Raw genomic sequence first — 13,600 nt, forward strand, 5'->3', positions numbered from 1 at the left:
GCCACCCCTTATGCCCTCTCCTCAACGCTCCGGTGTGCTCGCCGCCGGCAATTGGCTGGTCGACCGGGTCAAGACCATCGACGCGTGGCCCGCCCAGGACGCACTCGTCTTTATCCTCTCACAGACGGTGGGCAACGGCGGTGGCCCTTACAACGTCCTCAAGGACCTCGCGCGTCTCGGGGCAACGTTCCCGCTCGCCGGACTGGGCTTGCTCGGAGACGACGCCGACGGCCGCACCATTCGCGAGGATTGCACGGCGCATGGCATCGACGCCTCGCGCCTGCACACGACGTCGCTTGCGGACACGAGCTTCACCGACGTGATGACCGTGCGTGACACCGGACGCCGCACGTTCTTCCACGCTCGCGGAGCCAACGCGCTGCTCGCCCCCGCGCACTTTGATTTCAGCGGCGTCACCGCTCGCTGGTTCTATCTCGGCTACCTGCTGCTCCTCGACACCCTCGATGCTCCCGATCCGGCATGTTCGGATCAAGCCCCTCTTGCTCGCGACGTGTTGCGCCGCGCCCGCGCGGCCGGACTCCTGACCGCGCTGGACTGCGTGAGTGCGTCGCCCGAACGTTTTCGCACCGTGGTCACTCCCGTGCTGCCGGAAGTCGATGTGCTCTTCGTGAACGATTATGAAGCGGAGCAACTCACCGGTCTCGACCTCGGACGCGGCGCTTCACTCAACCGCAACTCCGTCGAACAAGCCGCCCGCGCTTTGATCGCGCTCGGCGTGCGCCGCCATGTGATCCTGCATTTTCCCGAAGGCACCTGCGCCGCCTCGATTGACGGAACCGTGGTCTGGCAGCCCGCCGTGCGCATTCCCGCCCCCCTCATCGCCGGCGCCGCGGGCGCAGGCGACGCCTTTGCGGCCGGCTGCTTGCTCGCCCTTCACGACGACCAGCCCCTCGCGGCCGCGCTGGAGCTCGGTGTCTGCACCGCGGCCACCTCGCTGCTTCACCCCACCTGCTCCGAAAGCGTGCGGCCCGCCGGCGATACCCTCGCCTTTGGTCGCGCGCACGGATTCATAACGCTCCCCTGATTTCATCCATGGCCATCCGACCCCTCGCCCCGCTCACCTGGCAACTCGCCCGCCTGTCAACCGCCAGTGAGGCACCCGCATCCACCGATTGGATACCGGCACATGTTCCGGGCGCCGTGCAGCTGGACTGGGCCGCAGCACGTGGTCTGCCCGATCACAACTACGGTCAAAACGTTCGCGCCTACGACGGCCTTGAGGACTTTTTCTGGCTCTATCGCACCACCGTGCCGGCCGTAAAACTGGCCGCCGGAGAACGCCTCGTTCTCACCGGCGGCGGCATCGACTACCACGCCGATTTTCGCGTCGCCGGACAAACCGTGCTCACCCACACCGGTCTCTGCACCCCGTTCGAGCTCGATCTCACGGACGCCCCCGCCGGAAGCCCGCTGGAAATCCTCATCCACCCCGCACCCAAACGCCAGGCCCTGCCCGCCGATCGCTCGCAAGCCGCCCACGTCACCAAGCCTGCGGTGAGCTACGGATGGGACTGGCATCCGCGCCTGATCACGCTGGGCCTGTGCGCAGACATCCGCTGCGAGGTCCGGCCCGCCGCCCACCTGCGCCACGTCGATTTCAGCTACCAGCTGGCCGGGGATTTCTCCTCCGCCCAAATCACCGTCACGGCGGAAACCAACATACCGTCGGCCTTCACGTGGAAACTCCGCGATCCCGAGGGCAACGTCGTCATAGAGTCCGCGACCCCGACCGACACCCTCGCCGCCCCACGTCTGTGGTGGACTCATGACCACGGGGAGCCGGCGCTCTACACGCTCGAAGTCACACTCACCGCGCCGGGGGCCGACACACACACTCGTCGCGTCGGCTTCCGCAGCGTGCGCCTCGTGATGCACGAAGGCGCCTGGGGCCAGCCCGCCGGTTTCCCCAAGTCCCGCAGCACCCCGCCCATAACGCTCGAACTCAACGGCCGCCGCATCTTCGCCCGCGGCACCAACTGGGTCGCCCCGGAAATTTTCACCGGCGTCATCACCGCCGACACCTACCGCCCGCTGCTCGAACTCGCCCGAGACGCGCACATGAACCTGTTGCGCTGCTGGGGCGGCGCCCAGGTTTCCAAAGAAATTTTTTTCGATCAATGCGACGCTCTAGGCCTGCTCGTCTGGCAGGAATTCCCGCTGGCGTGTAACTATTATCCGGATACGCCATCTTATCTCGCGGATCTAGATCGCGAATCCCGCGCGATCATCCGCCGCGTGCGCCAGCATCCTTCGCTCGGTTTCTGGTGCGGCGGCAACGAGCTCTTCAACGCGTGGTCCGGCATGGACGACCAGTCCCACCCGTTACGCCTGCTCAACCGCAACTGCTTCGAGCTTGATCGCGACTCGCCCTTCATTCCAACCGCACCCATCGGCGGCATGGGCCACGGTGACTACCGGTTCCGCGATGAAACGGGCCGTGATATTTTCCAGATTTTCCAAGGCTCCGCCAACACCGCCTACAGCGAGTTCGGTTGCCCCGGTCCTTCGCCCGTCGCCTACCTGAAGACCTTCATACCCGAGGCCGAGCTCTGGCCCGTGAGACCCGGCACGAGCTGGGAAACCCACCACGCGTTCAACGCCTGGGATATGGAGCCGACCTCCTGGCTCTGCACCGCCATCATCGAGCACTACTTCGGTCCCGCCACGTCGCTTGAACAACTCGTCGCCCGCGGCGAATGGCTCCAATGCGAAGGCTACAAATCCGTCTACGAAGAAGCCCGCCGGCAGGCGCCGCGCTGCTCGATGGCGTTGAACTGGTGCTACAACGAACCGTGGCCCTCCGCCGCCAACAACAGCATCATCAACTACCCCGCACTGCCCAAGCCTGCCTACTACTCCGTTCAGGCCGCCTGCCGTCCGCTCCTCGCCAGCGCCCGCATTCCAAAATTTCAGTGGAACGCCCACGAGTTGTTCAGCGCCGAACTCTGGCTCCTCAACGATCATCCCGCCGCGCAGACCGGCGGCGAACTCATCGCCACGCTCGAACACGACGGCCAACTCACCGAACTGGTGCGCTGGAATTTCTCCGGACTCGCCCCGCAGCAATCTGTCGCCGGCCCGTCCGTGCGCATGGTTCTGCCTGACACCCCGTGCGGCGAGTTCACCCTCGTCCTGTCCGTCACCGGCCATCGCGAATGGAACTCAAGCTACCGCCTGAGCCTGAAGCCCGCTCGCAGACCCGTGCCCGTCTCCACGGCGACGATGAACGCCTAAGCCATTTAACCGGGATTAAACGTTTTTTCCGTTCGCTGACGAAGCCACGCCCCTGCCTTCGCCAGCGCCTGAGCCAGCGGCACATCCCGCGGCGAGACTTCGTGCAACGTCACACCCGGCGTCTCCTGCGCGTCCACACGCCCGGCGAACACATGCACCGGCTTACCCAAGGCCACCGCCGCCCGCACCAGCGAACCCGGCCCCTTGCCTTGCAGTGAACTGTCGTCGAAACGCCCTTCGCCCGTGATCACCAGATCGGCCGCCGCCAATCGCTCTTCCACGCGCAACCAATCGCTCACCAACTCGAAGCCCGGCACGAGCCGCGCTCCCGTGGCCGCCATCAGCCCGAACGCGATCCCACCTGCCGCCCCCGCGCCCGGCGTTTCCGCCAACCCCGCATCCACTCCGCAGCTCGCGCACAACAGCACCATCATGCGCGCGCTTTGCGCTTCCAGTTTCACCAACGCCTCCGATTCCAATCCCTTCTGCGGGCCGTAAACCGTCACCGCTCCTCGCGGCCCGAGCAGTGGATTGGTCACGTCGCACGCGATCCAGATTGGCGGTAATTTCCGCAGGCGCTCCGCCTTGAGGCTCACCACGCGCGGCCACTTGAGCGGAGCTCCACTTGTCATCAACTGACCATGTTCATTGCACAACTCGAGTCCCAGCATGCCCAACGCTCCGAGCCCGAGATCACTCGTCGCGCTCCCGCCCACGCCCAACAAAATCCCCTCCACACCGCGCTCCGCCGCCGCCGCGATCAACTCGCCGGTTCCCCTGGTATCCGTGCGCCACACATCACGTTCATCGGGACGCAACAACGCCAGTCCGCTCGCCGCCGCCATCTCGATCACCGCCAGTTGTCCACCGCTCGCGCACCCGAGTCGCCGCAAAACTGCCGCCGGCAAGAGCTTCGTTTCAATCACACCAAAGCCTGCCTCAACCTCCGCCCCACGCGGCCCGGTCACACGGCACACCACCCACTCGCCACCCACCGCCTCCGTCAAAATAACCGCGAACCCTTCGCCGCCATCCGTCAGCGGACACTGCTCCACGCTCCATGTAGGCTGCGCACACCGCACCCCCACCGCCATCTCCGCGCATGCCTGCCCCGCCGTGAGTGAGTCCTTGAATTTATCCGACGCAATGAGCACCCGCATGGCCAATTTGCTTACACGCCGGCCAGCCAAGTTCCATGACTATTTGTGCGCCGATTCGATGCGCCCGCTGCATTGATGCGCGAACCATCCTCAACGGCATTAACCCTTTATCATATCCCAAATACCACCGGAATCGTGAGGTCCGCGTGGCGCAGGCTCGACCGAACGGCGGCTATCGTGTTGATGGATTCACTTACCATGAGCTTACGCACCAGACTGCTCTCCGAATTTGAAGCGCCCGAAGCCCTGCGTCGTTTCGGCAGCGGGTGGTTGAGTGGCGTGATCGGCGTTATCCTGGGACTGGCGAGTCTGGCACTGGTTTTGTCGCTCCTCGCACCCGGAACCTTCTCCACGCCGGAACTGACCGCGCTGCGTCAGGGCCCCGGGTTTCGCATCATCTTGAATGTCCTGCTAGTCTTGGCCTTCACCTGCTCGGCGTTGAGTCTGGCACTGCGTCGCCAAGGACCGCTGCTCGGCATCGCCGGCGTTTCACTCTCGCTGATCGCCGTCCTGCTCGGCGGCTCCAACGCCCACTCGGTCGTCGGTGATCCGTCGCCGGCTTACTTCGGCCTCGATTTCTTTGTGCTGCGCATGGCGTTCACCGGCATCCTGTTCATCCCCGTCGAGCGCTTGTTCGCGCATCGTAAAGAGCAGCCGGTCTTTCGCACCGAGTGGCGCGAGGATCTCTTTTATTTTCTGCTAAGCAGCATGCTGGTGCAGATCCTCACCTACCTGACCTTCGCGCCCGCACGCTCGATCCTTGCCTTCGCTCCGCTGACGGAAACCCGCGCCTGGGTGAGCGCCCTGCCGTTTGTCGTCCAGTTCGCCGTCATCATGTTTTTGACGGATGTGGTGCAGTATTGGGTGCATCGCTCCTTTCACCGGATTCCCTGGCTGTGGAATTTCCACGCCGTGCATCACTCGGCGCAATCAATGGACTGGATGGCCGGCGCGCGCATGCATTTTTTTGAAATCGTCGCGCTGCGCAGTCTCACCGTGATCCCAATGTTTGTGCTCGGCTTCGGCGCCGGCCCGATGAACGCCTACATCTTTGTCGTCTATCTCTACGCGACATTCGTGCACGCCAACATCGGCTGGAAATTCCCCGTCATCGAAAAGTTCTTCGTCACACCGCGTTTCCACCACTGGCACCACGGCATCGAAAAGGAAGCCATCGACGTGAACTTCGCGGTGCACTTCCCGCTTCTCGACAAACTCTTCGGCACGCACCACCTGCCCGAAAACCGCTGGCCGGAAGGCTACGGCATCGAAGGCCACCCCGTCGAACGCGGCTACTGGGCGCAGTTCATGCACCCATTTCGCCGGAAGAAGCCCCAACAACCGGATGTCGCCGCGGAAAAACAAACTCCGTCGGAAAGTTAATCCGCCGCAGACATTCAAGATCCCCCTGCCCGCTTCACTTACTCGGACCGCCAAATCTTAAGCGAACGCAGCACCATCGCGCCCGCCCCTTGGTCATAGGGCGAATCCATCTTCGCCTTCACCGCGACGTTGGTCAGCGGATACCAGTTCTGGCCCTTGAACGGGTTCGCGTAGCGCATCGTCTCGATGCCATCGATGAACATCGTGATCCACTCCGGATCGACCGTGACCGAGAAGACGTGGAACTCGCTGTCGAGCGTGTTCGCCAGTCCAAAACTGGACATCTTCATGTTCATCCCAGGCCTGGTGAACGTGCGCACCTGGTTCTTGCCGCCGTGCAGGTTGGTCGAGAGATCCGACGCGAACTTCCACGATCCGTTGTAACCGAAACCTTCATACACATCGATCTCCGGCGGCCACCCGCCAGTCGGCACCAGCCACAGCGCGGGCCAGGAACCGGGGCGGTTGGGCATCTTCACCACCCATTCGACGCTGCCATACTTAAACCAGGACTCCGGTGTTTTGTGTCCCGACAGCATCGTCGCGAGGAACGGATACTCCATAGCCGGTGCCCCCACTTTCATGGACTGATCGAGCCGGCGTGACGACAACACCAGCCCCTCTTCAGTGCGGCTGAAACCACCCATATCCACCGTGCCATAATAACCGGTCTCGCCATTGCCGACCTGCGTTCGGCCGTGTGCCAGCGCCGTCGAGAAAGTCATCGGGCCGCCCTTGTCGTCATAGCGGATCGTCCGCCCCGTTTCGCTGTAGGTGAGCGTGCCCAGTGGGGCGAAGGCGAGCGGTGCACGGCCGACCTCGATAGGCACGTTGACCGCGCCCGCCTTGGCTGTGATCACGATGCCGCCGCCCTGACGGGTGGCACCATCCGGAACCTGCGCCTGCACCGCCTTGAGCGTGTTGCCTTCCTTCATGTCACTCACGGCGAAACTTGCCGTCTTCGTGAGCGGATCGCCCGGCCGGAAAACCACCGGCTTCGTCGCGTCGGGCACCGCGCGACCGCCGTCTCCGTTATAGACCCGCACATGTGCAACAACGGTATTAACGCTCGGCTTGTCCAGCGTGACAGGCACATGCACCACCGTCGCGCCCACCGGCACGTCGAAATCCTCGATCCGCACCTTCGCAATCGCCGGATACTTTTTTCCACCGTCATAAATATCGCTCGCCGCGAGCTCTTGCTTGGCGATGTAAGCGTCCAGCTGCTCGGTGATGCGACCGACGGCGTCTCGCGCGGTTTCCACATGCTTGCGCCCGTCCGGAGCTGTCACCGCTTTGCCGAGCTGATCAATGGCCGTCGTGGCGGTTTCCGCATCCTTGCGGAGTCCCTGGGCTTGCTCGCGCGTCAAAGTCTGCGCCTCGAGCTGAAGGCTTAAACCGGCGAGGGCGACAACGATCACCGAAGTGCCAACCGTGCGCTTAAGCGAAATAAAGAATGGGGAAAACAAGGGAGTTAAAGGGGTTGATGGCGTTACTGCGGATGCAGGGGCTTCAGGAGCATCTCCGCCCAAAAGCATATCACATCCAGCCCTGAAACGGTGAGTCCATATCCGACTTCGTCCTTGTGTATTCCCGACCGGAAAGAGGCTCGCCCAAAGCACCGTCCGCCTCGCGTGCAGGCCGTGCGGGTTAGACCCCATGGTTGCGAGCGGACAATTGCTCCATAATCGACGTCTTCACGTCTCATCAAAATCCAACGCAATACATTATGTCCTACCAAATCAGCCCCACCACCAACTCCAAGTTCATGTTCAATCTGAAGGCGGAGAACAATCAGGTGATTCTTACCAGCCAGGTCTATGAACAGAAGCAATCCGCGCTCGACGGTATCGCCTCGGTGCAAGCCAACGGTCCGTTCTCAAAAAACTTCGAGCACCTGACTTCCACCGCCAGCGAACCCTACTTCGTTCTAAAAGCGCAGAACGGCGAAATCATCGGCAAGAGTCAGATGTATTCCTCCCAAGCCTCTGCCGAAGCCGGCATCACCTCGGTGCAAATTAACTCCCGCTCGGAAGTCATCACCACGACCGAGTGAGTTAATTCACACGCCAGCGCGCCACCCCGTTAGTTTTTTCTCGGAGCGCGAGGCGACGCCTCCGAAACCAACACCTCACGCGGCACGAATGGCAGACCAACGTCATCCGCATCCATAAATAAACGGAGACGCGTTTATGCCTCGTGAATGGACTCAAGGCCGCAGCTTGCCGGAGTCGGGCTGCGAGCTCTCACGCTGACGCGTGGTAGCCGCCATGTTGTCCACCAGGTTCGGATAACGCCGGCCGGCGGCTTTGGCGCGAGCCCGGGCCCACTCGATTGATTCCGGCGTGAGCTTGGTCTTCGTTGATGAAGCACCCGCCGTCGGCTTCGTCTGTTTCCAAGGAGGAGTCGACATGGCGGGAAGTTTTCGCGCCGACAGCTAAAGCTCAAGCCAAGCGGTGATTTCACCGGCTGTTTAATCAAACAACCCCGACTCATTGGAGCGCGCCAATTGCAGGCGATCGTCATCTTGCAATCACCGGGGGCACTCGGCAGCGTCCGCGCAATCTTCATGAACACACCCATCATTCTTACGAATTTGGAAACCGTGCCCGGCCGCAGCATCATCGAGCATTACGGCTTGGTCTCTGGCAGCACCGTCCGCGCAAAACATGTCGGTCGCGACATTGCCGCCTCGCTCAAAAATTTTGTTGGCGGCGAACTCAAGGGCTACACCGAGTTGCTCACGGAATCGCGCAACGAAGCGATCAGCCGCATGGAAACCCAGGCGATTGCGCTCGGCGCCAACGCGGTGGTGAACATCCGCTTTTCGACCTCGTCCGTCGCCCAGGGTGCGGCCGAGCTCTATGCTTACGGCACCGCCGTGCGCGTCGAATAACCCGCACCATGAACGCGGAGAACCCGGAGACGCTGGTGATGGTCCTGACCATCGCCTTCTACGTGTCGCCTTTCATTTTCATGGTGATCATGGGCTTGATCGGGCGCTCGTTGGAAAAGACCCATTTCGCATCGATCCGCACCCGCGAAGCCGCCACGGCGAAGCTTCCCGTGATCACAAGCAAGCATGGCGACTCCACATTGCGCGTGGTGAAGGCCGAGATGGTCACGGGCTCGGTGGTTGTGTCGCTGGACCACTTCAAGCGCTTCCTGGCCAGGCTGCGCATGATCTTCGGCGGTCGCGTCACATCCTACGAGACCCTCCTGGATCGTGCCCGGCGTGAAGCGACTTTACGCCTGAAGGAAAGCTGCGCGGGAGCCGACATCGTGCTCAACTTCCGCATGGAAACATCGACCATCGCCAACACTAAGGGCAAGCAAGGCGCCGGCGGCGTGGAGGTCCTGGTCTATGGCACGGCAATCACCTACGGCGGGCCGATCGCCACGCCTCCTCCGCTGGTGCCGGTGGGTTCGTAATGAAATTCGTCCAACGCGACATGGGAGCCGCCGCCGAGGCGAGTAGCGGCGGCGGCGACCGGCAGTTGGCCCGCGAAATCGGCATCATCTGCGCGGCGACCACCGCCCTCTTGCTCGCGTTGTATTTCTCCATCGGCTGGCTCGTGGACTTCACGTTGCCGCGCATTTCGGCGGAGACCGAAGTCGCTTGGTTTCGCGAATTCGTTCCCGCCACTACAGCGACAAATTTGAAACCCGAACAAACCGCCCAGGTTCGCAAACTGCAGGATCTCGTGGACCGGCTCGCCCTCGGTCCGGGCGTGCCGCGGATTCCCTTTCGCGTGGTGCTGTTTGATACGGACGAGGTGAATGCGTTCGCCTTTCCCGGCGGGACCATCGCCGTCACCCGCGGGCTGCTCGAAAAAATAGATACCGATATCGGACTCAGTTTTGTGCTTGGCCACGAGATCGGCCACTTTGTGCAACGGGATCATTTGCGCGGGCTCGGGCGCACGTTGGGCCGTGGGATTGTCTTCAGCCTGATCTTCGGCGGAGGCGGCGAGGTGTTCACCAGCCACACGGCCAATCTGCTGGATCTGAGCTATTCGCGCGCGCAGGAAAAAGGCGCCGACGAAATCGGCCTGCGCCTCACCTACGCGCTCCACGGTCAAACCGAAGGCAGCGACGCGCTCTTCCGTTGGCTGGCAAAGAAACAGACGAACTCCACCGGACTGAACCTTCTCTCAACCCACCCCCAAAGCGAAAGCCGCATAGCCGACCTCGAAGCCTACGCGGAGAAATTAAAGCGCGAGTCCCGGTAGTTGATCAGCGGCTCCGGCGAAGCGCGTTGTCCTTTTAACCCGACTCGTCCAAAACCTGAACACACGCCCTGCGTTGGCCTGCTGCTCGCACTACCCCGCTCTCCGATGAATTACCCTGTCCGTCTCCCCGTTTTCGCCGTTCGAATTTCCCGGACTTTCTTCCTGCTGGGCATGATCGCATTCCTGTTTTGCTCGCGGAACGCCAGTGCAGCATCGGCGGATGAGCACCTCTGGCTGAAGGTCGATGGTCCGCGGATTGTCACGTCCGCGTTCAGCGAAGGCGGCGAGCGTCCGTTTATTCCCGTCGGGATCGGCTATGCGCGCGACGTCATCATTCGCGCGCAGGACGATGCGGTGATGAAGTTTTGCAAAGAACGCGGCCTCAACACCGTCCGCCTCGCCTTCTACACCCGCTATTTCAACAACAAGAAAGACCGCCCCATCGACATCGAACAGCACATCAAGGATCACATCGAACCGGTGATGGTCGCCGCCCGAAAACACGGGCTCTATGTCATCCTCGACGCCCATGAATACATGAGCGCCGAGATCGACGAAGCCACCGCCCGCGAGAAACAAACGGGCAAGGGCTGGGACGAAGAAACCATCCAGCACTGGATCCAGTCTTGGGTCGTCGTGGCCAGGCACTACAAGGACGACCCCTACGTGCTCGGTTACGAATTACTGAACGAGCCGCACGACATCGCTGCCGAAGACGCCCGCAAAAACTATACCCGCTGCATCCGTGCCATTCGTGAAGTCGATCAACGTCACATCCTCATCGTCGGTAATCACAGCTGGTCTCACGCCCGCTCCTTGGAATCAACGTGGGGGCCGGTCGCCGCCACCGTGGATGCGCCTTATAACAACATCGTTTTCGCGTTTCACGATTACCCCACCGACAACCACCCGTGGATCGTCCAACGCCACATTACCCGCTTTCGCGACACCCATAACGTCCCGGTCATGTGCACCGAGTTCGGCGCGACACATTGGAACAAGAGCGAAACGGTCTGCCGCGAATTTTTGGCCGGCATGCACACCCTCTTCGCCAAGGAAGACGTCGGCTGGATGATCTGGGCGCTCAAGAAACTCGAGGACAGTCCCCGCGCTCCCTACAACGAGGTGGATAAAACCGGCCTCGGCCCGCCCCGCCAATACGACTCCTGCCCCTACAGTGACCTCTGGGTGCCCGCTGCGCGCATCATGGCCAGCCCGATGCCCCAACCCAAAGCCGGCTCCTGATCGGTGCGGGCACGTTTCAGCCCGGCCCGTGGGTGCGCAGACGTCTTATGTCGCATACGATATGACTTGGACGGACGGACTCGCTCCGGTTGTTTTTCAGTATGAAGTTTTTCAGCCACCCGCGCCTTGCCCTCGGTTTCGTATTCGTCTGCGTCTGCCTGGGTGCGCCGCTTTCCCGTGCGGCGGATTCCGACGAGCAGATCTTGGCGAATTTCCAGGTGGAATCAGCCCGCTTGAAGCGCGAAGTTCACGAAGCCGGCGAAGACATGGCGAAGGTGGCGGATCTGCAAAAACAAATGCAGGCGTTGATCAAAGAGGTGATGGGCAAAGTCAGCCCCAAGTCGCGAACCGCGTTCGAGGTCAGCCTGCAGGTGATCAATCCGCTGATGGACGGCGGCATCGTCTACACCGAGGCTCTGCAAAAATACATGGATGCGAGTGGCTTTGATTACACGTCCGCAACCAGCACCAAAATAATCGATCGCCGCCTCGAAGAACTGGCCAAGCTTGAGAAACTAAATGAGGGCCTGCTGAAGCGCGCCATCTCGCTCGAGACCGACATCGAAGCCGTGCTGAAAGCCAGCAAAATGAGCGCCGGAGAACAGGCCTCTTTCCTAAAAGGATTTCAGTCATCGATGAACGGCCGCATCGGCGCGATGCGGGCCGTGCGCACCTTGGACGCCCGTCTCTACGTAGAAGTGCGCGGCATCTACGGACAACTCCGCGAACAGCTCGGCAAGTGGGCCGTAAAAGAAGACGTGCTCACCTTCGAAGATGACGCCCAAGCCACGATCTACAATTCCCGCATCGAACGCATCAACGTCATCGCCGAGCGGCAGGAAGTTGCCCAGCGCCGAGCCTTGGACGTCAAGTAAGCTCGCCGCGTTCGTTCAGTATGGATCGGGTGAAACCGGTCCTGAAACGTAAGCTCTAATCCTTGTCCGATGGTTGGAGGGTTCCAAAGAAGAGATAGGCCTCAAAGCTAGACTAGCAGCGTAACTCCGTTGGCTCGTCGGCCCAACAGCGTGAACGGCATTAATCGTTCGGCGGCTTCCTCGTGAGTTTCTTTTCCGCCTCTTCCAGTGATTTGATGTCCGCGCGGTCAGCTTCGAGCGCTTCGGCAGTGCGGCGGTTTTCGTCGAACTGCGTGTAGCGCTGCTCGGCGATGGTTTTCATCTGCTCGTGACTGACGGAACCTGCGTTTTTCAGGATCGGCTGGTCGTTGAACTCCAGCAAGCGGTCCACGTTGCTGCGCCAGTAGTCGAGTGTGAGTTGCTTGCCGCCCTTCACGCGCAACTCGGCCTGTTCGAGAAAGAGCACGACGATGCGGTTGAGTGTATCGACCTCGTCATGCGTGAGGTAGTTTTTGGCGACGATGACATCGCGTTTGCGCACGCGGGTGCCGCTCCACGCCTGCAACGCCATGTTGGGCTGCGCAGGATCGGCCCGTCCGACAATGATCTCGGCAGCCGTATGCCGGGTGACCGCGTAGAGCATCTTATTCTGCGTCTCGGCAAAAAACTGACCGGCGACTTCGGGATCGTCGCGGTAATCGGTGCTAAGCGCGAAGAGATCGCGGACTTTCTGGTAAAAGCGTTTCTCCGAAGCGCGAATCTCGCGGATGCGAGCGAGCAGTTCATCGAAGTGATCCCAGCCGCCGGGATTTTTGAGCCGCTCGTCGTTCATGACGAAACCCTTCACCAAATACTCGCTCAAGTTCGCCGTGGCCCACTGCCGAAACTGGGTGCCGCGCGGACCTTTCACTCGGTAGCCGACGGCCAGAATCATCTCTAGGCGGTAAAACAGCGTCTTGCGTTTTACTTCACGATTACCCTCTCGCTGAACCGTCAAGGATTCCTTGACAGTTGCCTCAGCTGTCAGCTCCGACTCTTCCAAGATATTATTGATGTGAAGACTTACGTTTTGCTTGGTGCTGCCGAACAGCTCGGCAATTTCGAGCTGGGACAGCCACACGGTGCCGTATTCGACCCGCAGCTGGATGTCAGGCCGGCCGTCTTTGGACGGGTAGATAATGACCTTGGCAGGATCGCTCACAGGAGAATCAGGGCCTGGGTATCGCGGCGATTAAGCATGACGACGACGGTGCGGCTTTCATGCCACCGGGCAAGTCTGCCGTGGGGTTCGATCCGGGTGTCTCGCGAAGGACGCCAAGGGCGCGAAGGGTTCGAGCATAGGGCCATTTTTCGAATACTGAAGGCCCGACCCCGTTGGCTCGTCCGCGAGCACGGAGTCCACACCCAAGGAAACCCTACAGAATCGCCTCACGCCTTTTCCGTCCAAACCAAAACTAGCAACTAACGACCC

Annotated in this window: 13 protein-coding genes; 9 read left to right on the plus strand and 4 right to left on the minus strand. The window is 61.4% G+C overall.

What is annotated here, in order from left to right; all coding sequences use genetic code 11:
- The first annotated feature begins 10 nt into the window (after positions 1-10).
- Positions 11-1,045: a carbohydrate kinase family protein gene (locus FPL22_RS10115; protein WP_144230156.1), complete on the plus strand. Its 1,035-nt coding sequence runs from the start codon at positions 11-13 to the stop codon at positions 1,043-1,045.
- An 8-nt stretch (positions 1,046-1,053) separates the two neighbouring features.
- Entirely contained in the window at positions 1,054-3,255 is a 2,202-nt protein-coding gene (locus FPL22_RS10120) for a glycoside hydrolase family 2 protein (RefSeq protein ID WP_144230157.1), read from the plus strand.
- Between the two features lie 5 nt (positions 3,256-3,260).
- On the opposite strand, the gene FPL22_RS10125 is transcribed toward FPL22_RS10120, so the two are convergent.
- Complete coding sequence (locus FPL22_RS10125) at positions 3,261-4,415, minus strand: glycerate kinase (RefSeq protein WP_144230158.1); 1,155 nt, start codon at positions 4,413-4,415, stop codon at positions 3,261-3,263.
- Positions 4,416-4,613: 198 nt separating this feature from the next.
- Here FPL22_RS10125 and FPL22_RS10130 point away from each other — a divergent pair, with 198 nt between their 5' ends.
- A complete protein-coding gene (locus FPL22_RS10130; RefSeq protein WP_203235136.1) occupies positions 4,614-5,798 on the plus strand; it encodes a sterol desaturase family protein in 1,185 nt (394 codons plus the stop codon).
- Positions 5,799-5,836: 38 nt separating this feature from the next.
- Here the strand turns inward: FPL22_RS10130 and FPL22_RS10135 are convergent, their stop codons facing one another.
- Positions 5,837-7,219, minus strand: coding sequence for a glycoside hydrolase family 16 protein (locus FPL22_RS10135; protein ID WP_162525252.1), 1,383 nt, complete (start codon positions 7,217-7,219; stop codon positions 5,837-5,839).
- A 308-nt stretch (positions 7,220-7,527) separates the two neighbouring features.
- Between FPL22_RS10135 and FPL22_RS10140 the strand changes: the two genes are divergently transcribed.
- Positions 7,528-7,854 carry a YegP family protein gene (locus FPL22_RS10140; protein ID WP_144230161.1) on the plus strand — a complete coding sequence of 109 codons (327 nt, stop codon included), beginning with the start codon at positions 7,528-7,530 and terminating at the stop codon, positions 7,852-7,854.
- Positions 7,855-8,007: 153 nt separating this feature from the next.
- Here the strand turns inward: FPL22_RS10140 and FPL22_RS10145 are convergent, their stop codons facing one another.
- Positions 8,008-8,211: a hypothetical protein gene (locus tag FPL22_RS10145; RefSeq protein WP_144230162.1), complete on the minus strand. Its 204-nt coding sequence runs from the start codon at positions 8,209-8,211 to the stop codon at positions 8,008-8,010.
- 156 nt (positions 8,212-8,367) lie between these two features.
- Between FPL22_RS10145 and FPL22_RS10150 the strand changes: the two genes are divergently transcribed.
- The 5 genes from FPL22_RS10150 to FPL22_RS10170 all read left to right on the plus strand — a co-directional run bounded on the left by FPL22_RS10150 (position 8,368) and on the right by FPL22_RS10170 (position 12,150).
- Positions 8,368-8,694, plus strand: a complete 327-nt coding sequence (locus FPL22_RS10150) for a YbjQ family protein (RefSeq protein ID WP_144230163.1) — start codon at positions 8,368-8,370, stop codon at positions 8,692-8,694.
- Positions 8,695-8,702: 8 nt separating this feature from the next.
- Positions 8,703-9,230 carry a YbjQ family protein gene (locus FPL22_RS10155; protein ID WP_144230164.1) on the plus strand — a complete coding sequence of 176 codons (528 nt, stop codon included), beginning with the start codon at positions 8,703-8,705 and terminating at the stop codon, positions 9,228-9,230.
- A complete protein-coding gene (locus FPL22_RS10160) occupies positions 9,230-10,030 on the plus strand; it encodes a M48 family metallopeptidase (protein ID WP_144230165.1) in 801 nt (266 codons plus the stop codon). The genes FPL22_RS10155 and FPL22_RS10160 overlap by 1 nt, the downstream gene beginning before the upstream one ends.
- 171 nt (positions 10,031-10,201) lie before the next feature.
- Positions 10,202-11,275 (plus strand): glycoside hydrolase family 5 protein, encoded by a 1,074-nt coding sequence (locus FPL22_RS10165; protein WP_162525253.1) that lies wholly within the window; start codon positions 10,202-10,204, stop codon positions 11,273-11,275.
- Between the two features lie 101 nt (positions 11,276-11,376).
- The gene (locus FPL22_RS10170; RefSeq protein ID WP_144230167.1) at positions 11,377-12,150 is read left to right on the plus strand and encodes a hypothetical protein; all 774 of its coding nucleotides are present in this window, start codon (positions 11,377-11,379) and stop codon (positions 12,148-12,150) included.
- 160 nt (positions 12,151-12,310) lie between these two features.
- Here the strand turns inward: FPL22_RS10170 and FPL22_RS10175 are convergent, their stop codons facing one another.
- The gene (locus FPL22_RS10175) at positions 12,311-13,330 is read right to left on the minus strand and encodes a virulence RhuM family protein (protein ID WP_144230168.1); all 1,020 of its coding nucleotides are present in this window, start codon (positions 13,328-13,330) and stop codon (positions 12,311-12,313) included.
- Positions 13,331-13,600: the final 270 nt, after the last annotated feature.

The organism is Rariglobus hedericola, assembly GCF_007559335.1.
Classification (GTDB): Bacteria; Verrucomicrobiota; Verrucomicrobiia; order Opitutales; family Opitutaceae; genus Rariglobus; species Rariglobus hedericola.